The organism is Acinetobacter sp. FL (genome assembly GCF_040744925.1).
GTDB classification, from domain to species: domain Bacteria; phylum Pseudomonadota; class Gammaproteobacteria; order Pseudomonadales; family Moraxellaceae; genus Acinetobacter; species Acinetobacter radioresistens.
In genome coordinates this window covers 2265139-2281788 of record NZ_CP160437.1, presented here as the reverse complement: position 1 = coordinate 2281788, position 16650 = coordinate 2265139, and the positions used below count along the sequence as shown (strand labels likewise).

Genomic DNA, 16650 nt, shown 5'->3' with positions numbered 1-16650 from the left:
ATGATTATTTCATCTTCTAATGATTATCGTGAAGCAGCGCGACGCCGTTTACCTCCATTTCTGTTTCATTATATTGATGGCGGGGCATATGCGGAATATACCCTGCAACGAAATGTAGAAGACCTTTCCAAAATCGCTTTGCGGCAGCGTGTCTTAAATGATATGTCCGAACTGAGTCTGGAAACCAAGCTGTTTAATGAAACCCTGTCGATGCCAGTTGCTCTGGCACCAGTTGGCCTGACCGGAATGTACGCTCGCCGTGGGGAGGTTCAGGCCGCGGTTGCTGCAGAGAAAAATGGCATACCTTTTACTCTGTCAACGGTATCAGTCTGCCCAATTGAAGAAGTTGCACCAGCCATCCAGCGCCCGATGTGGTTTCAGCTTTATGTATTGCGTGACCGGGGCTTTATGAAAAATGCATTGGAGCGTGCCAAGGCTGCAGGCTGTTCGACTCTGGTCTTCACCGTAGATATGCCGGTACCAGGTGCACGTTACCGTGATGTTCATTCAGGCATGAGCGGACCTAATGCTGCCATGCGCCGCTATATGCAGTCCTTTATGCATCCACACTGGGCATGGAATGTTGGACTGATGGGACGTCCACATGATCTGGGCAATATTTCTAAATACTTGGGTAAACCAACCGGCCTGGAAGATTATATTGGCTGGTTAGGGGCAAACTTTGACCCGTCCATTTCCTGGAAAGATCTGGAATGGATCCGTGAATACTGGGATGGTCCAATGGTCATTAAAGGTATTCTGGACCCTGAAGATGCCAAAGATGCGGTGCGTTTTGGTGCTGATGGAATTGTGGTATCTAATCATGGTGGACGTCAGCTAGATGGCGTATTGTCTACTACCCGTGCATTACCGGCTATTGCAGATGCTGTTAAAGGCGATCTGAAAATTATGGTCGATTCGGGAGTCCGTAACGGACTTGATGTAGTACGTATGATTGCGCTTGGGGCTGATTTATGTCTGTTGGGTCGTGCTTTTGTCTATGCATTAGGTGCTGCCGGCGGTGAAGGTGTAAATCACCTGCTTGAGCTGATTAACAAGGAAATGCGAGTTGCCATGACACTAACTGGCGCTAAAACTATTCAGGATATTTCTTCTGAATGTCTGGTCAAGCGCATCATGGAGTAAAACTGTGTCTATCACCGCCTCTAAAGTCATACAGCAGTTTCAGCAAGTGGTCGGAGAAAAATTTGTACTTACCGATGAGCAGGAAACCCGTCTTTACCGGCAGGGTCGACGTTTTGGTGAAGGACAGGTTCTAGCCGTAGTAGCTCCCGGTAGCCTGATTGAACAATGGCGTATTTTACAGATTGCAGTGGCTGCGGATTGTATTGTAATTATGCAGGCCGCCAATACTGGCCTGACTGGAGGCTCTACACCTTATGGTCATGATTATGACCGTCCAGTAGTACTGATCAGTACCCGTCGGTTAGCCGGTATACAGGTTATCAATTCAGGAAAGCAAGTTATATGCTTGCCGGGAGCAACTTTAGATGCATTAGAAAAAGCCCTGTTACCCTTTAACCGGGAACCGCATTCAGTGATTGGTTCCTCCTGTATAGGTGCCTCTGTATTAGGGGGAGTGTGTAATAACTCTGGCGGTGCACTGGTAAGACGTGGGCCGGCGTACACCGAACTGGCCTTATATGCTCAGGTTGATGAACAGGGACAACTGCATCTGGTTAATCACTTGGGAGTAAGTTTAGGTACCCAGCCAGAACAGATTCTGATACGTCTGCAAAATGGTGAGTATCAGGAAAAGGATATTGATTACAGTCCGCAGCACCGTGCTTCCGATCCTCATTATGGTCATGACGTGCGTCAAGTTGATCTTGATACACCGGCGCGTTTTAATGCTGACCCTAACCGGTTGTTTGAAGCTTCAGGTTCTGCCGGCAAGGTCTGTGTTTTCGCAGTGCGGCTGGATACTTTTGAAAAACTACCAAGTCAGGTGTTTTATATTGGAACCAATAGTCAGGATGACCTGACCGCAATTCGACGCTATTTACTGACTCAATTGCCGCGTCTGCCGATTGCAGGTGAGTATATTCATCGTGTAGCGTATGACATTGGCGAGAAATATGGAAAGGATACCTTTCTGTTTATCGAAAAATTTGGAACTGCGCGGGTCCCTAAAGCTTTTGCCATGAAAGACAAAATTGATGGCATGCTGGAAAAAGTCAAAATCAGAGGATTAACCGACAAGGTTTTACAGCTGTTAACCGGCGTTTTGCCACCCCATTTACCGCAGCGTATGGCCGAGTTCCGTAACCGTTATGAACATCATTTACTACTTCGTATCGAAGATCAGGATATAGCACAGGTAGAAAGTTACTTGCAGGAGTATTTTAAAATACACTCTACAGGCAACTATTTTCTGTGTAATGAAGAAGAAGGTCGTAAAGCTTTTTTACACCGATTTGCCATTGCAGGAGCAGCTATACGTTACCGTGATGTACATCGCCGGGAGGTCGAAGACATTGTGGCGCTCGATATTGCCCTAAAACGCAATGACCGGGCGTGGCTGGAAACCTTGCCTGAGTCAATGGAAGAGCAGATTGTACATAAACTCTACTACGGTCATTTCTTGTGCCATGTTTTTCATCAGGATTACATCGTCAAGAAAGGGGTTGACCCATTAGCCATGGAGCATGCCATGTGGAAATTGCTAGATCAGCGTGGTGCCGAATATCCGGCCGAACATAATGTTGGACATTTATATGTAGCCAAGCCTGCTTTAAAACAACACTATCAAAAGCTTGATCCAACCAACAGTTTCAATGTGGGCATTGGTTATACTTCCAGAAAAAAATATTGGTCATAAACCAAATTCTTTTAACTGTGCTTTTAAGAACTATTTATTAAAAGCACAGTTAAATTCTTCCCCGCAATACTTTTAAAGCCACCCTATATTTATATTTAAATTTTTTAAATAGCCTAAGCTTAAAATTGACGTTCAAGTCTTTATCCTTCAAATAAACAGTCATAAACAATATAAAAAAATCAGTTAAAGTAGATGCAACAAATTGCAAAGCCCACTAATTACAAGGATATCCTATGACCAGCTATGCAAATATTTTAAAGCCATTAGATTTGGGATTTACTACAATTAAAAACCGGATAGTAATGGGGTCTATGCATACCGGGCTGGAAGACCGTTTTTATCATTATCCGAAGCTTGCGGCCTATTTTGCCGAGCGAGCCAAAGGTGGAGTTGGTCTCATTATTACCGGAGGTATAGCACCTAATCGAGAGGGCTGGCTATCGCCAATGGGAGGCACCATGAACAGTCTGGCCGACATTCCCCATCACCGGTTGGTCAATCATGCTGTACACAAACATGGCGCTAAAATTTTGCTCCAGATTCTGCATTCTGGTCGTTATGGTTATCAGCCACTGGTCGTTTCTGCCAGTCCGGTTAAGTCACCTATTTCCCTGTTTAAACCACGAAAAATGAGTGAGCGTAATATCCTGAGTACTATTAAGGATTATGCACATGCTGCCAGCCTTTCAAAAAAGGCCGGTTATGATGGAATTGAAATTATGGGCTCGGAAGGGTACCTGTTAAACCAGTTTATGAGCCGGCATGTCAACCAGCGTCAAGACCGATGGGGCGGCACACTGGAAAACCGGATGCGGTTTTCACTTGAAATTGTAAAAGCTATCCGTGAGGCAGTGGGGGAGAAATTTATTATCTGTTTTCGTTTATCAATGCTGGATCTGGTTGATAACGGTAATACCATGGATGAAGTCATCCAGATTGCCCAGGCGTTAGAAAAAGCAGGTGTAACTTTGCTAAATACCGGGATTGGCTGGCACGAAGCGCGTATTCCGACCATTGTTACCTCTGTACCGCGTGCTGCTTTCGTCGATTATACCGCTGAAGTGAAGCAGTATGTGAATATACCGGTCATTGCCTCAAACCGTATTAATATGCCGGAGACTGCCGAAACCATTCTGGCTGAAGGAAAAGCCGATATGGTACAAATGGCACGCCCATTTCTGGCTGACCCTTTTTGGGTAAATAAAACTGCTACAGACCGTGTTAATGAAATTAACACTTGTATTGCCTGTAATCAGGCCTGCCTGGACCATACATTTAAATGGCAGCGTGCAACCTGTCTGGTTAATCCGCGGGCAGCTTATGAAACCGAGCTGGTCTACGTGCGTACAAAAAACCCTAAACGGATTGCTGTAGTGGGGGCTGGAGTTGCCGGAATGTCTGCGGCTACAGTTGCTGCGGGACGAGGGCACCAAGTGACTTTATTTGAAGCAAGTGATGAAGTCGGGGGACAGTTTAATTTAGCCAAAGTTGTGCCAGGCAAAGAAGAGTTTCATGAAACCATTCGCTACTTTAAGGTTCAAATTGAGAAAACCGGCGTAGAGCTTCGCTTAAATACCCGCATTAATCGGGAGCAGTTAGAGCGTGAAGGATATGATGAAATTGTGGTTGCCACAGGTGTTATACCGCGTCAGCTTAAAATTGCTGGCAGTGAAGCGCCGCAGGTTTTGTCTTATGCAGAAGTGCTTAAGGGCGCAAAAGTGGGATACAGGGTTGCAGTGATAGGAGCAGGAGGAATTGGTTTTGATGTTTCTGAATTTTTACTCAAACCTGTCTCACAGCCTCAGCCACAACCTTTAACTGAATGGCAACGTGAGTGGGGCGTAGATTCAGAATCTCATTACCATACGGAAGGTGGAATGGTTTCGGCCAAATTGGAAACACCCGTTCGGGAAATTTATTTACTGCAGCGCAAACCTACGCCCTTAGGTGCAGGGCTTGGTAAGACAACAGGCTGGGTGCATCGTGCACAACTGAAAAAGCATCAGGTACGTATGTTGCGCGGTGTAAATTATAAAGCAATTACTGATGAAGGCTTATGGATTTCTCACGATGGGCATGACCAGCTGCTCCGTGTCGATACGATTGTAGTATGCGCTGGACAGGAATCAGTTAAAGATTTGATGCCACAGGGTGGAAAGAAAGTGCTGGCTAACTATCACATTATTGGAGGAGCAAAGCTGGCAGCAGAGCTTGATGCCAAGCGTGCTATTCGTGAAGGAGCTGAATTGGCTGCAAAGCTTTAACTAAATGATGAAACAATAGACATTTGACTATAAAGTATTAAAATTTTTCTTGAATAAAATGAAGAGGCTTTGTATTCTTAGCGGCATGGAAGCGTGGCAGAGCGGTTTAATGCACCGGTCTTGAAAACCGACGAGGGTTCACGCCCTCCGTGAGTTCGAATCTCACCGCTTCCGCCAAATATTTTTATAAGCCCTTGTATCTACAAGGGCTTATTTTTTTACCTGTAGCTTACCCCTCAAACTACCCCACATAAAATTTTGGATGTGTTTAACTCAAATAGGTATATTTAGGATGTAATAGGAAAATGAAGCGTTTCAGTTTTAATTTATTGCAGTCTTATAAAACTACTTTTTCAATAAAAAAAGCCCAATAAATAATTATTGGGCTTTTAAAGAATTGATTAAAATGCCATCAGTAAATGATGTATTCAAACTTGGGTGATATGATTTTGGAATGATAATAATAATACTTCAAAGGATAGAGCATCACTTTAAAAATTACTTTCCATTGCGCCAGATTTATTCCCTGAAAATTATCTCTTTCAATTCGAGCGTAATGTATAAGAGTATTGCTTAAATCCAGTTGAACAGTCGGTTGTGTACTGTCATCAGATCCATGTATAAAGTGGTCTTCATGACTAGGTAAATTTAAATGATGTTGATCACGATAATAAACCAGCATATTTAAATAGTACTGACCGAACAGGGTTTGCTGGATACGCCACTGAATACATAATATCCCTCCTTGATTGAGTTGTAGAAGCTCTTTAATTAACTTGCCTTTTAGCTTTGTCATCACCTTCTCATCTCTGTTCATGTCTAGTAGCTGTGTATGACCAGTCATATTAAATAAACAAGAAACTCTCGCTACCTGAATATTAGTATGAGCAGTAAGTAGTCGGCTAACGACTCTAGAATTTTTGGTAGCTTGATCGGTTATTAGCTTGTTACGGGTTTTAAGATTACTTTGAGCCTCAGTACTTGCAGCATATCCCCGGATTTCATTCCATAATTGCTGTAAAAATAGATGTATCTGGGCTTTTGCGGGATGCTGGTTAATTGCTAAAAGATCTATCCATTGCCTCTGTTTAACAATTTCATAAACTTTAAAAAATAACAGGCTACTCATTTTGTCTAATACAAATGGATGAGCTTGCAGGGAGAGGGAAGGCGTACAACCTGACTGAACCATTTGCAACATGGTTTTTACTGCTGTGTCTAGTTGAATTAATGCTGCTGAAGGTATGAGTACCTCTCCTTTGGTCTGGAACGGTTTTGAGTTCTTCAAGCTCATTTGATGAGCAGTTTCACTTAAATGCTTCAGGTAAGACAAGAGCTGCAGATTATTTGAGCCACCTATTAAGTCTGTTGCATTGATTTGTTCAAGTTTTTCGAAGCTCATTATATATTTCCTTTTAATACTTTAAATTTAGCCGGTGTATGGATACCTGTTACAAGCTCTTTTGGTGTAGCTTGAACAGGTGACAGCTCATGGTATTTAAATTGGCGGGGACGCCCCACAGACCCGGTTTTACGAGGAAGCTTGCTTGTCTGGAATACACGTAATTTTTGGGTTAGAAGACGTTGATCAATGAGGAACTGATCCTGCTTGCAGATGTACAATAGAACCTGATCAAGGTTGTCAAAGAAGGTCTGATCATCATGATGAGCCATGCCAATAGCCAGGTTGCGATACTTGATCTTGTCGCGGTGACAGTTAAAGTAGTAGCCCTTGTTCCCGGTCAGTTGTGACCAGTACTGACCAATGACCTCTGCATAGTGAGTATCACGCTGGAACTTATTACCATCCATAAAGAACAGGCAGTGATAGTGGTAGCCTTTATGCTGACCGAATTCGAGCTTCCAGATATAACCAGCAATGTTGGGAAGGTTTTTGTCATAATGAAAGCGCTTTAACAGTTGAGCGAAATAGGCTCTCATTTCGTCAAACGTGAGATTATCCTGTATCAGGTGTTTCCAGCATAAATCAATACGGATTACTAACAATTTGCTAAAAAGCTTTCTCAGGCATTGTATTAACTTGACTGCCCGCTTGTACTGATGTTTGGCTTTTTCAGCACGTGCATTCTGGGCCGCTTTAAAGATAGGTGAATCTATCCGGATAAAAATCTCACGAATCAACTCATTTTTTAGTTGAGCAGTTGTATGGGAGCTTTTGGGATTTCCTGTCTCCTCATCTAATACTACGAATCTATAATTTGGTAGTGCATTCCAAAATAAAGTTTCATCGTTAGGATGAATGTGAGGTGCAACCACTGCATCATAGGCTTGTTTAAAAATGACGCTATGTTCACAGTGATAGTTACTTTGACTGACTTGTTCAATTGAATAGATTCCTTTTAAGAATAAATCAAGTGAAGTGTCATAGGTCTTTAAGCTTAAGCCTTCATTGTTGAGCTTAAATAAGTACTCTAGTGATTCACGTTCAATTTGATTAATGGCAAAAATCATACTGAACATACTTGAAACAACGGGATTCTCTTTAAGAGTAAATTTACCATTGCATTGTTCACTAGTGAGCTCTAATACATTAGACGGATAATTTTGTTCAATATTAATTTGTGGTTCCATATGGGATTACTCATAAGATTCTAATCTAAGTAAGTTTTAACTATTAAAATGATGGTACTGTTGGGTGGATAACTGAGTACGGTGAATACTGAATCGGTTACCCAGACAGTTGTATCCATCTGTTTAATCAATCTATTTTTTATATTTAAGTGATTAATTTACTTGAATAAGGTATTAATTGATCTGTGCTAATAATCGGTATCTAAGTACCTAGTTATTATTAAGAATAATGAGATATCAGTACTGAGTGTATAAGAGCTACTTAATCTGTATTAGATACCTAACTATTTATTTCATATAGATAATTAATGCTTATTAATTAAATTAAAAAACCTAAATTCACTTTCATAAGTCATAGCTGTCCCGTAAGGGCAAATGATGAAATTGCCCTTTGGTCATTACGGGAATTTGAGAACTAAGAAATTATGAAAGTTATGCCAATAGAATTAGTGGTAAGGCAGGTTTTTCAGCCATTGCTCAACTTCATTTTCAACCCAGGCAACGCTGTTCATTCCCAGCTTGCGTGGTTTAGGAAAGTCAGGGTCATAACGCTTGGATTTTTGATCCAGCTTGTCATAAATGGTGGATCGGCTAATTTGGCACTTGTTGATGACATCTTTCAATTTAAGCATACACATAGTGCTTGTAGGGTGTTGATTGTTTTGCATAAAATTCTAATTTCGACTGATGTGAACACAAAGGAATTATGGTAAGAATATACGTAAATAAAAGTTGAGAATGATTACGTGATTAGAGATTATCAAACAGAAGAGTTGTTTAAAGCAGTATTAGCGAATCTTTTTAGATTAGTTGTTATTTATTCGTGTGAGATGATTAAAGCAAAAAAAAGATTTCCAGATATGTATAGATGGTTTGAGGAAAATAACGAAGTCGTAGCTTTTGAAATTAGAAATTTTCTAAGAGAAAAAAAGGGTAATAATTTTTCAATCAAAGTTGATAGTTTTGATGATATGATTCAATTTGACCTTTTTGAGGATGATATTGTTTATGAGTTAAATCAATACTTTTGGGATTTTAAACAATTTCATGATATATCGTACAATAAGGCTCTAATATCAGAGTTAAACATTGACCAAGATATTATAGAGATTTTTTTTTATAATTTAATAGATAATTTAAGCTCTCCTAAAGAATATACAAATCAGTTCTTAGATTATTATAACTTTTTCAATAACTATGCATTATCCTCCTTTCTTTCTAAAGATAGAGTAAATCGATCAATTTTTAGATACTTTCAATTATATGCAGAAATAGTGAGCCCGAATACTCAATTGGAAAATAAGGCAATTCAGAGAAAATTTATGGATTTGCTAAGAGAAATTCCATACTACTCAATATTTGCACGTACATCTATCACAGGTTTTTCTACATTTAATACGTCTCAAGGTAAAAAATATTATTCAACTTTGAAGACACCATTAAATTTCAAACCAGGTACTTTAGTTGATAATTTATTGCATTTTTTGTTTCAACATCTGATTGAGCTTTTTTATTTCGATTTTTTAAAAGATGATCCCAAAAATTTTAAATTAAAGCTTGCTGTTGGTAAATCAAATTTTTTGAATGGGCAGCGTTTGTCTAAATATAATAAGCTTTATGAATGTAATAATATAATGAAATTATTATTGCAAACTTGGCCCAAAGAACAACATTTAGTGTATAGAAGTGTAGAAAAAGAGGGTTCAATCATTCCTGTGTTACGCAGTATTATGTATGAAAATTTTTTAGACGAATATGATAAATCTATTTTTTCTCACAATGATTCTAGAGAAAAGACAAGTCCAAATAAAATAAAACGAGATAAAGATGCTAGAGCAAGAATATTGGCATTTTTTAAATATTTAGAGTTTGGTTTTTTAGATATGGGTTTTAAGGTCAAAATGAGTGTTGATGCTGATAAAACCGATAATTGGAAAATAGAATTTATATCAAATAGTCGTAACAGCATGGGTAATTTTACGTGGACTTGGAATCAAATAAAGTCAGCTTACAGTGATCATAAAAAAAAGACAAATTTGTTTAATTATGAATAACTCATGATAACTTTCGCAGCGTATTAAGGGGGCCTTTTTTACTCGTAATTTTTACATAATAATTTGGCGAAAAAGCCAATAAGAAATTATGTGTTTAAGCGGAAAGTTAAGCAAGTTTTCCGCTTATTTTTTATTTTGAAATCACCCAATCCGATAAGCATAAGTCCCATAAGCTGTACTGATACTGACTTCACGAATAGACTCAACCTTGCAGCGCGGATAAGCTAAAGCCGCTGAGCCGTAATACATGTTTTTATAATCATATATGCGGGTTATTTCACAGTTGCCGCGGTTGACCTGAACGCCCGTAATGGTGGTGGGCTGATCGTTGAGTGAAATAATATCGATTTTATCAATATAACCTGTCAATGAACCTTGCGATTCAGCACGGTAGACGCGTATGTCAAATTCTTCAGCTATAGCCTTAGCTTCTGTTTGCTCATCAGCAATCGATGCCGTATCTAAATTTTGATTGTTCAGATCTGTTTCAGATGAAGCCGGCATTTCATCATCGGCCAGTGTTTCGCTTAAATCCGTTTGCATGAATTTCTGGGTTTTCGGATCAAGCTCTGCCTGTGGCTGATCAGTTTGCTAGCCCTATCTTGTGAGGGGGTGCAAGCACTCAGCAAAGCGATCAATAAGCAGGCAGCGGACAGTAATTTTATATGAGTCATGTCATTCTTCTTGGTATGCTCTCTGTCTCAGTTCTTCTAGGGATTGAAACTTTTTGTGCTGATTCAATGCATAAGCAGAATTAGCCAAGACAGAGGAAAACGGTGTATGGACCTGGGCTAAAGCGAGCTGATTTTGCGGGGGGTATAGCCCTTAAAGCACTCGCCAGAGCGCATTTTAATCATCTAGCCATCATCTGCATTCAGCAGGAGCTAGATCTTCATTACATTGGCTGTGATAGCCATAAAGTCAGGCATTAGCTTAGTCTGTACCAACAGCTAAAGCGCAAGCCGGTAAAAAATAGGCTGGATTATATTTGAAGCTATTCTTCAACAATGGCACGGTGGGTGAGTTTGCCACGTGTCGTATACAAATAGACTTCCTTGATTTCGTCTGCAGTACAGCCCTTTAGCAGCAGGTTAAAGTTATCACCGTAGTAGGTTTGCTTAGGAAATTTAACCGTATATGGTTCTATACCAATAACTTTGCAGTTGGGGTTGTCTATTTCCACTTTATCCAGTACATCGTTAACTTCTGAGACTACTCTTAAGCGGGTGCTATCTAAGACAGTGGATGTGATGACTGTAAACCCAACATAAGTTTCGGCAGGCCTAAACTTCACTTCAAGTGCTTCACCGGGCAATAGCTTTCTTTTCATCTGTGGCGGTGGAATATCAATATTTTCAGCCCCTTCATAAATACTGTCCGGGTCATAGCGGTCATGCGCGATGGCGGCCGCTTCAGCCTCACGCTCTTTTGTCTCATCTTTTATAGCGCTGTCATCAGATGAAACGGATTCATGTTCGCTATTAGCAGCAGAAGCTGGACTTTCAGGTGTTTTGCTGCAGGCGGTGAGCAGGGTAAAAAGTGCAGCCGTGATGATCAGTTTTTTCATGGCGGTATGTCCTTTAAAACGGGAATGCGGGTAAATCCAAAGGGCCTGATTATGGCTTTGTGAACTGGGTGCGCTGCACATACTTCAGTACGCATAAGCCTTTGACATACAGCCAGCGGTCATTAGAATTCTCGGCGTGATAATCAAAAACCTGATAGGCAAAGTCATCCAGGTCTAATAACTTGTGCTGATGCAAATCCTTGCCTTCCCGGATGAGCCCATTCAGATCACCGCTATAGATGAAATAGCGCAACGGATCATCTTTGGGGATGACCTGCCACTGCTTGCTGAGTGCCACAAACGCATTGCAATTGGTATTGCCCTCACAGCGTTTCACTGCAGGTGCGGCAGAAGGATCATTGACCAGCGCCATCACCTGCGTCATGTCTGCATGACTTAAGCCCGGTAATGCCAGACTGGCTACAATCACCCCTGACTGCAAAAAATTCTTGATCTGTTTATTCATTAAAATCGTTCCAAATTATTGTTGTTGAATAAGTTTTAAGTAAATGGAATTAATTAAACATGGACACCGGCCAAACCATGGCTTTGCCCAGGTTATAGGCATAACTGCGGTCTGCGGTCGCGCTGCAACCTTTTAAATATGCTGAAAACAGCAGGGCAATTACGATATATACCCCGATCAGATAATGCTTGATTTGCATATTCGCACCCCTAGCGAGACTGGCAGGCTTGAGCTGCACGTAGCATCTGCTCGGTAAAATCCTGAGGCAGATCAAGTTGACTGACATTCTGTTGGCCCAGCTTTTCCATAAATGCAGGAGAGTAATGAGCTTCCAGCCGGTCATAGACACAGGAACAGGTGGAACGGTCTGTGCCACCCGACTGGCAGCCGGCATTAAAATCACGTTTGGATTTGCTTTCGCAGCCAGCTAACACGGCAGCCGCCAGCAGCACAATGCCCAGTAAGGGCAGACGATTAGAAAAAGACATTATAATTCTCATCATAAACAGAGGATGATCGGCGTCTGATTTAAGAAGGTATAAGAGATCAGGATGTTTTACCGGTGCGGCGTTTTATTCCAGCCGGCCAGTTCAACCAAGAGCCAGAACAGCAGCATCATCAGCAAAAAGCCAATAACAGCCGGGCCCAGCCAGATCAGTATCCCCATCATTAACATCAGGCGTGCAAGGATCTTCATTACCAAAGCAGGGCAGAAGAACCGGATTGTTTAGATAGAGAAGAAGGGATGGGAATAGAGCAAACAGCAAATAAGAAAACAGTCATGATGACTCCTTTGGGTATAAAGAAGTTTCACCGCATCACTGCTAAATAATGGTGGCGAAACGAAAAGGGGTTAGCAGACTGATACCCAAAAAGATCAGCACACCCGAAGGTGTCCCCCTCCCGTTCCGCCGCAAAGGGGGACACACAGGGTCGCCCACCAAAAAGATAGACTTTTTAGTGTGCATTGGGTAAACGGTCTGCTAAAACCGGCTGGCAATGTAGGCCAGCATGCTTATGATAATGCCAAGCTGCAAGCCGGTCAATTTCATTTCTATATCGCCGAATAATAGTAAGACTAAATAATATAAGAACAAGATTCTAAAAAATTTCAGATACATAACACCTGAATGAAGCAGCAGCTGAACATTTCTCCAGATCAGGACAAATGAGCTGCTGACCCATAAATATATTTTCAGGAGTTTCTTATGCCGTATCGAGATTTTGACCAGATGGAAGATTCAAACTTTTCACAATATGAACCGTTAAAACCGGCGCTACAGGAATGGGGTCTTCGCAATTCACCCACCACTCTGGCGGTGCTGGGCATGTCGCTGGCGAAGTCACTGGGCTATTCACCTTTTATTGGTGGGATTGCAGGAGCCATGCTGGGTGGGGTAATTCTGGTCATTGCTGACCAGACACAGGCATCTTACCGTTCGCCATTGCATAAATAGTAGACCGTTTATATTCGTACTCTTAACAGTTTAAATTTATTCATTATTTATCATCAGGATTAGATTATGGCACATCAACTTGAACAAATGGCCTATGTCGGTCAAACCCCCTGGCATGGTCTGGGCAACCAGCTCACGCAAAACCAGCCGATTGAAGTCTGGGCACAGCAGGCTGGCATGAACTGGCGCATTGAATCATCCCATGTCAGCTATATGGCTCAGAATGATCGTGGGCAAAGCATCATCATGCCCTTTGAAGAACAGCGGGTACTGTACCGCTCAGATACGCATGCCCCATTATCGGTAGTCAGTCAGCGCTATCAGGAAGTGCAACCCAAACAGATCTTGGAGTTCTACCGTGATTTAACCGAGCAGTCCGGATTTGAACTGGAAACTGCAGGGGTTCTGAAAGGCGGCAAGAAGTTCTGGGCATTGGCACGGACAGGACAAAGTGCAGCCTTAAAAGGCAAAGATGTTAGCAATGCTTATATCCTCTTGGCTACGGCGTGTGACGGTACATTGGCAACCACGGCGCAATTTACCTCAATCCGTGTGGTCTGCAATAACACCTTGGCGATTGCACTTAAAGGACAAAGCAGTGCTGGAGTGGTTAAAGTCCCGCACAGCACCCGATTTGATGCAGGCAAAATCAAACAGCAGTTGGGTATCTCGGTACGGCAATGGGATGAGCATATGTACGAGATGAAACAGCTCAGTCAGCGTAAAGTCACACAGACTGAAGCGGCAGCATATTTTGATGCGGTATTCAACAATACCGGCCTCAGTCCAATAGAGCAGGACGAAGGCATTATTCAGTTCTATCGTAATGTCGCTAGCCAGGCCAACCCGGTCCCTAAAGCTGATAACAGGACTGAACCGAATGGGCGCGCGATGTCAAAAGTCATGACCATGTTTAACGGGCATGGCCGCGGGGCGGAACTCAGTTCAGCCAAAGACACCGCCTATGGCTTGCTATGCGCTATTACCGAGTTCACAGACCATGAACGTCGTGCCATGAGTCAGGATCATCGTCTCGATTCAGCCTGGTTTGGTGCAGGCGCCGGACTCAAGCAGCGCGGGCTGGAACAGGCGCTGCGTATGCTTGCCTAAACTGAATAGACCTTAGTTTCATGAATTAGTCTAAGTATTACTGAACGAAGCCAAACATTTCTCTTCACCTGTGAAGCAAATCTTAGCCTTTAAAGCCGCGTCTTCGGACGCGGCTTTTTTATGCCCCAAATTTAATATTAAAGGAAATTTCTATGAACTCAGCTTTAATTAATCCAAACAATGCAATACTGAATATACATACCAACTGTCCGAAACTGTTTACCGCTAAACGCTTTGTGGAGACCAAAAATATGAGCCAAGCGGAATGGCTTGAAGTAAGACGCAAGGGCATTGGCAGTAGTGACTGTGCTGCTGCCTGTGGCCTTAATCCCTATATGTCGATGCTGGAATTGTGGATGATCAAAACAGGACGGATTCAACAAAGCATTGAAGAGGATAGTGAAGGCTATGCACCTTTATATTGGGGTAAGCGACTTGAACCGCTTGTTGCCGAGTATTACAGCATGCATACCAAATATAAAGTCCGTCGGGTCAATGCCGTATTACAGCATCCTGATCCCGACAAGTATTTCATGCTGGCTAATCTGGATTATTCCGTAGTGGGTGATGCAGATGTACAGATTCTGGAGTGCAAAACCGCAGGGGAATATGGGGCTAAACTCTGGCGAGATGGTGTGCCTTTATATGTACTTTGCCAAGTGCAACATCAATTGGCAGTGACAGGCAAAAAAGCAGCGCATATTTGTGTGCTGCTCTGTGGACATGAAACACGCATTTTTAAAGTCACGCGTTCTGAATCGGTGATACAACACATCATTAATGCGGAACGTTACTTCTGGGATTGTGTGGAAAAGGATATCCCACCTGAAGCAGATGCCAGTGAATCGGCAGCCAAAGCTTTACAGCTACTCTATCCTGAACATGTACCACTCAGTACTACCGATCTATCTGAAGACGAGCAAGCCAATCAACAATTTGAGCAAATGATCCGAGTACGCAATCAAGTTGAAAAGTATCAGGAGCAATTTGACTTCCTTAAACATCAGTTGCAAGCCAAGATGCAACAGGCTGAGCGCGCCACCTTTAAAACAGGTTCAGTGACGTGGAAGAAATCTAAAGACTCGATTGCTTTGGATACAAAGGCTTTACTCAAATCACACCCTGAATATCTCAATCAATTTCAGCAGAACAAGCAAGGCACACGGCGTTTTCAGATTTATGTTAATGGTGGATAAGTCAGATTTTTATCCATACAAGCATCAAGCCAGTAATTCAATCACACAAGCTTATATCAGAGTCCATGCCTACAGCATGGGCTTTTTTATGCCTATTCAATTTACAAAAAGAGGAAATCAATATGATCAAAGGTTTAGCGATTACACCGCCAATACTAGGACGGATCAGTATCGGTAAGAGGGTTGAGAAAAATGGTAAACGCATCCCTGAAAAGGATGACCAATTTACCATTACCAGCCAAATCCAAAATAAGGACAGTGGTTGGGTCAAACATCCACTCGATGAACAACTTCGAGTTAAAGCACCCAATCAAAAAATCAGAACCATTCCAGTGCGGATGATCTTTAATGATCCTGAACTCAATCTTCGTGCAGAGTACAGCCTATTTGACCGTCAAACGGGTAGACCTGTTTGTGTGGGTAATGGAGAAACTTGCCAGCGACTGACCCATCAAGGGGTTGAGCATCATCCTTGTCCATCTCCAGATTTATGTGCATTGGCCCAAGGAGGGCTGTGTAAACCGTATGGCCGACTCTATGTGAATTTAGATGAATCCGATGAGTTGGGTACATTCATCTTTAGAACCACAAGTTTTAATAGTATTCGTACTTTGGCAGCAAGACTCAACTATTACCATGCGGCATCGGGTGGCTTACTGTCATGTCTACCGCTACAACTGACACTTCGGGGAAAGTCCACTACGCAAAGCTATCGTCAGCCGGTGTATTATGTGGATTTAACCTTACGAGATGGCACAAACCTTCAACAAGCGATTCAAACTGCCAAGGAGATTGACCAACAAAGTAAAACCGTAGGCTTCAATCAAAATGCCTTGGACGCAATAGCACGACTAGGCTTGAGTAATGCACAGTTTGAGGTGAATGCGGAGGAAGGATTGGATTTGGTTGAGGAGTTTTACTCGGATGAGGTTGTTGAGTCTGAACAAACTCAGACTGACTCAAAAACTAAGGCAAAGCCTAAATTCAATCAAGATGATGGATTTGTACAGGATATGCATAAAGAGTTACAGGGGAGTGTGAGGGCAGTGAATTAGTTAATTTTTACAGATCTCCTGATTATTTGAGCAGTAACGCTCGCATT

At 42.0% G+C, this 16650-nt stretch carries 16 protein-coding genes and 1 tRNA gene; 9 read left to right on the top strand and 8 right to left on the bottom strand.

Annotation, left to right across the window (positions count from 1 at the left end):
* The 4 genes from lldD to ABZP31_RS10645 all read left to right on the top strand — a co-directional run bounded on the left by lldD (window position 1) and on the right by ABZP31_RS10645 (window position 5283).
* On the top strand, window positions 1-1146 hold the full coding sequence (gene lldD / locus ABZP31_RS10660; protein ID WP_005406852.1) for an FMN-dependent L-lactate dehydrogenase LldD: 1146 nt from the start codon (window positions 1-3) through the stop codon (window positions 1144-1146).
* Window positions 1147-1150: 4 nt separating this feature from the next.
* Complete coding sequence (gene dld / locus ABZP31_RS10655) at window positions 1151-2842, top strand: D-lactate dehydrogenase (protein ID WP_248133810.1); 1692 nt, start codon at window positions 1151-1153, stop codon at window positions 2840-2842.
* A gap of 233 nt (window positions 2843-3075) precedes the next feature.
* Window positions 3076-5106: an NADPH-dependent 2,4-dienoyl-CoA reductase gene (locus ABZP31_RS10650; protein ID WP_248133811.1), complete on the top strand. Its 2031-nt coding sequence runs from the start codon at window positions 3076-3078 to the stop codon at window positions 5104-5106.
* 87 nt (window positions 5107-5193) lie between these two features.
* Window positions 5194-5283: transfer RNA gene (locus ABZP31_RS10645), tRNA-Ser, on the top strand.
* A gap of 235 nt (window positions 5284-5518) precedes the next feature.
* Here ABZP31_RS10645 and ABZP31_RS10640 read toward each other — a convergent pair.
* The 3 genes from ABZP31_RS10640 to ABZP31_RS10630 form a co-directional block, all read right to left on the bottom strand.
* On the bottom strand, window positions 5519-6508 hold the full coding sequence (locus ABZP31_RS10640) for a hypothetical protein (RefSeq protein ID WP_005015592.1): 990 nt from the start codon (window positions 6506-6508) through the stop codon (window positions 5519-5521).
* Window positions 6508-7698: an inovirus-type Gp2 protein gene (locus ABZP31_RS10635; RefSeq protein WP_005015590.1), complete on the bottom strand. Its 1191-nt coding sequence runs from the start codon at window positions 7696-7698 to the stop codon at window positions 6508-6510. The genes ABZP31_RS10640 and ABZP31_RS10635 overlap by 1 nt, the downstream gene beginning before the upstream one ends.
* A 446-nt stretch (window positions 7699-8144) precedes the next feature.
* Window positions 8145-8366: an AlpA family phage regulatory protein gene (locus tag ABZP31_RS10630; RefSeq protein WP_005404285.1), complete on the bottom strand. Its 222-nt coding sequence runs from the start codon at window positions 8364-8366 to the stop codon at window positions 8145-8147.
* 78 nt (window positions 8367-8444) lie between these two features.
* Here ABZP31_RS10630 and ABZP31_RS10625 point away from each other — a divergent pair, with 78 nt between their 5' ends.
* Window positions 8445-9752 carry a hypothetical protein gene (locus ABZP31_RS10625; RefSeq protein ID WP_005015587.1) on the top strand — a complete coding sequence of 436 codons (1308 nt, stop codon included), beginning with the start codon at window positions 8445-8447 and terminating at the stop codon, window positions 9750-9752.
* A gap of 141 nt (window positions 9753-9893) precedes the next feature.
* Here ABZP31_RS10625 and ABZP31_RS10620 read toward each other — a convergent pair whose 3' ends face one another.
* From ABZP31_RS10620 to ABZP31_RS10600, 5 genes are all read right to left on the bottom strand, one after another.
* Complete coding sequence (locus ABZP31_RS10620; RefSeq protein ID WP_005015586.1) at window positions 9894-10295, bottom strand: hypothetical protein; 402 nt, start codon at window positions 10293-10295, stop codon at window positions 9894-9896.
* A 451-nt stretch (window positions 10296-10746) separates the two neighbouring features.
* Window positions 10747-11319: a hypothetical protein gene (locus ABZP31_RS10615; RefSeq protein WP_005015585.1), complete on the bottom strand. Its 573-nt coding sequence runs from the start codon at window positions 11317-11319 to the stop codon at window positions 10747-10749.
* A gap of 49 nt (window positions 11320-11368) precedes the next feature.
* Complete coding sequence (locus tag ABZP31_RS10610; protein ID WP_005015581.1) at window positions 11369-11785, bottom strand: hypothetical protein; 417 nt, start codon at window positions 11783-11785, stop codon at window positions 11369-11371.
* A gap of 49 nt (window positions 11786-11834) precedes the next feature.
* A complete protein-coding gene (locus ABZP31_RS10605) occupies window positions 11835-11984 on the bottom strand; it encodes a hypothetical protein (protein ID WP_005404281.1) in 150 nt (49 codons plus the stop codon).
* A gap of 10 nt (window positions 11985-11994) precedes the next feature.
* Window positions 11995-12273, bottom strand: a complete 279-nt coding sequence (locus ABZP31_RS10600; RefSeq protein ID WP_005015578.1) for a hypothetical protein — start codon at window positions 12271-12273, stop codon at window positions 11995-11997.
* A 744-nt stretch (window positions 12274-13017) separates the two neighbouring features.
* On the opposite strand from ABZP31_RS10600, the gene ABZP31_RS10595 reads away from it, so the two are divergent.
* The 4 genes from ABZP31_RS10595 (at window position 13018) to ABZP31_RS10580 (ending at window position 16603) form a co-directional block, all read left to right on the top strand.
* The gene (locus ABZP31_RS10595; protein WP_228127191.1) at window positions 13018-13242 is read left to right on the top strand and encodes a hypothetical protein; all 225 of its coding nucleotides are present in this window, start codon (window positions 13018-13020) and stop codon (window positions 13240-13242) included.
* 66 nt (window positions 13243-13308) lie between these two features.
* Window positions 13309-14352, top strand: a complete 1044-nt coding sequence (locus ABZP31_RS10590) for a DUF932 domain-containing protein (protein ID WP_005015575.1) — start codon at window positions 13309-13311, stop codon at window positions 14350-14352.
* Between the two features lie 152 nt (window positions 14353-14504).
* On the top strand, window positions 14505-15548 hold the full coding sequence (locus ABZP31_RS10585) for a lambda-exonuclease family protein (RefSeq protein ID WP_005015572.1): 1044 nt from the start codon (window positions 14505-14507) through the stop codon (window positions 15546-15548).
* 122 nt (window positions 15549-15670) lie between these two features.
* Window positions 15671-16603: a hypothetical protein gene (locus tag ABZP31_RS10580; RefSeq protein WP_005015570.1), complete on the top strand. Its 933-nt coding sequence runs from the start codon at window positions 15671-15673 to the stop codon at window positions 16601-16603.
* Window positions 16604-16650: the final 47 nt, after the last annotated feature.

What these genes read in the sequence shown, in the direction of transcription:
- lldD (WP_005406852.1), top strand. Translation starts at nt 1, where the DNA reads ATGATTATTTCATCTTCTAATGATTATCGTGAAGCAGCGCGACGCCGT.
- ABZP31_RS10650 (WP_248133811.1), top strand. Translation starts at nt 3,076, where the DNA reads ATGACCAGCTATGCAAATATTTTAAAGCCATTAGATTTGGGATTTACT.
- ABZP31_RS10640 (WP_005015592.1), bottom strand. Translation starts at nt 6,508, where the DNA reads ATGAGCTTCGAAAAACTTGAACAAATCAATGCAACAGACTTAATAGGT.
- ABZP31_RS10635 (WP_005015590.1), bottom strand. Translation starts at nt 7,698, where the DNA reads ATGGAACCACAAATTAATATTGAACAAAATTATCCGTCTAATGTATTA.
- ABZP31_RS10630 (WP_005404285.1), bottom strand. Translation starts at nt 8,366, where the DNA reads ATGCAAAACAATCAACACCCTACAAGCACTATGTGTATGCTTAAATTG.
- ABZP31_RS10620 (WP_005015586.1), bottom strand. Translation starts at nt 10,295, where the DNA reads ATGCAAACGGATTTAAGCGAAACACTGGCCGATGATGAAATGCCGGCT.
- ABZP31_RS10615 (WP_005015585.1), bottom strand. Translation starts at nt 11,319, where the DNA reads ATGAAAAAACTGATCATCACGGCTGCACTTTTTACCCTGCTCACCGCC.
- ABZP31_RS10610 (WP_005015581.1), bottom strand. Translation starts at nt 11,785, where the DNA reads ATGAATAAACAGATCAAGAATTTTTTGCAGTCAGGGGTGATTGTAGCC.
- ABZP31_RS10605 (WP_005404281.1), bottom strand. Translation starts at nt 11,984, where the DNA reads ATGCAAATCAAGCATTATCTGATCGGGGTATATATCGTAATTGCCCTG.
- ABZP31_RS10600 (WP_005015578.1), bottom strand. Translation starts at nt 12,273, where the DNA reads ATGTCTTTTTCTAATCGTCTGCCCTTACTGGGCATTGTGCTGCTGGCG.
- ABZP31_RS10595 (WP_228127191.1), top strand. Translation starts at nt 13,018, where the DNA reads ATGGAAGATTCAAACTTTTCACAATATGAACCGTTAAAACCGGCGCTA.
- ABZP31_RS10590 (WP_005015575.1), top strand. Translation starts at nt 13,309, where the DNA reads ATGGCACATCAACTTGAACAAATGGCCTATGTCGGTCAAACCCCCTGG.
- ABZP31_RS10585 (WP_005015572.1), top strand. Translation starts at nt 14,505, where the DNA reads ATGAACTCAGCTTTAATTAATCCAAACAATGCAATACTGAATATACAT.
- ABZP31_RS10580 (WP_005015570.1), top strand. Translation starts at nt 15,671, where the DNA reads ATGATCAAAGGTTTAGCGATTACACCGCCAATACTAGGACGGATCAGT.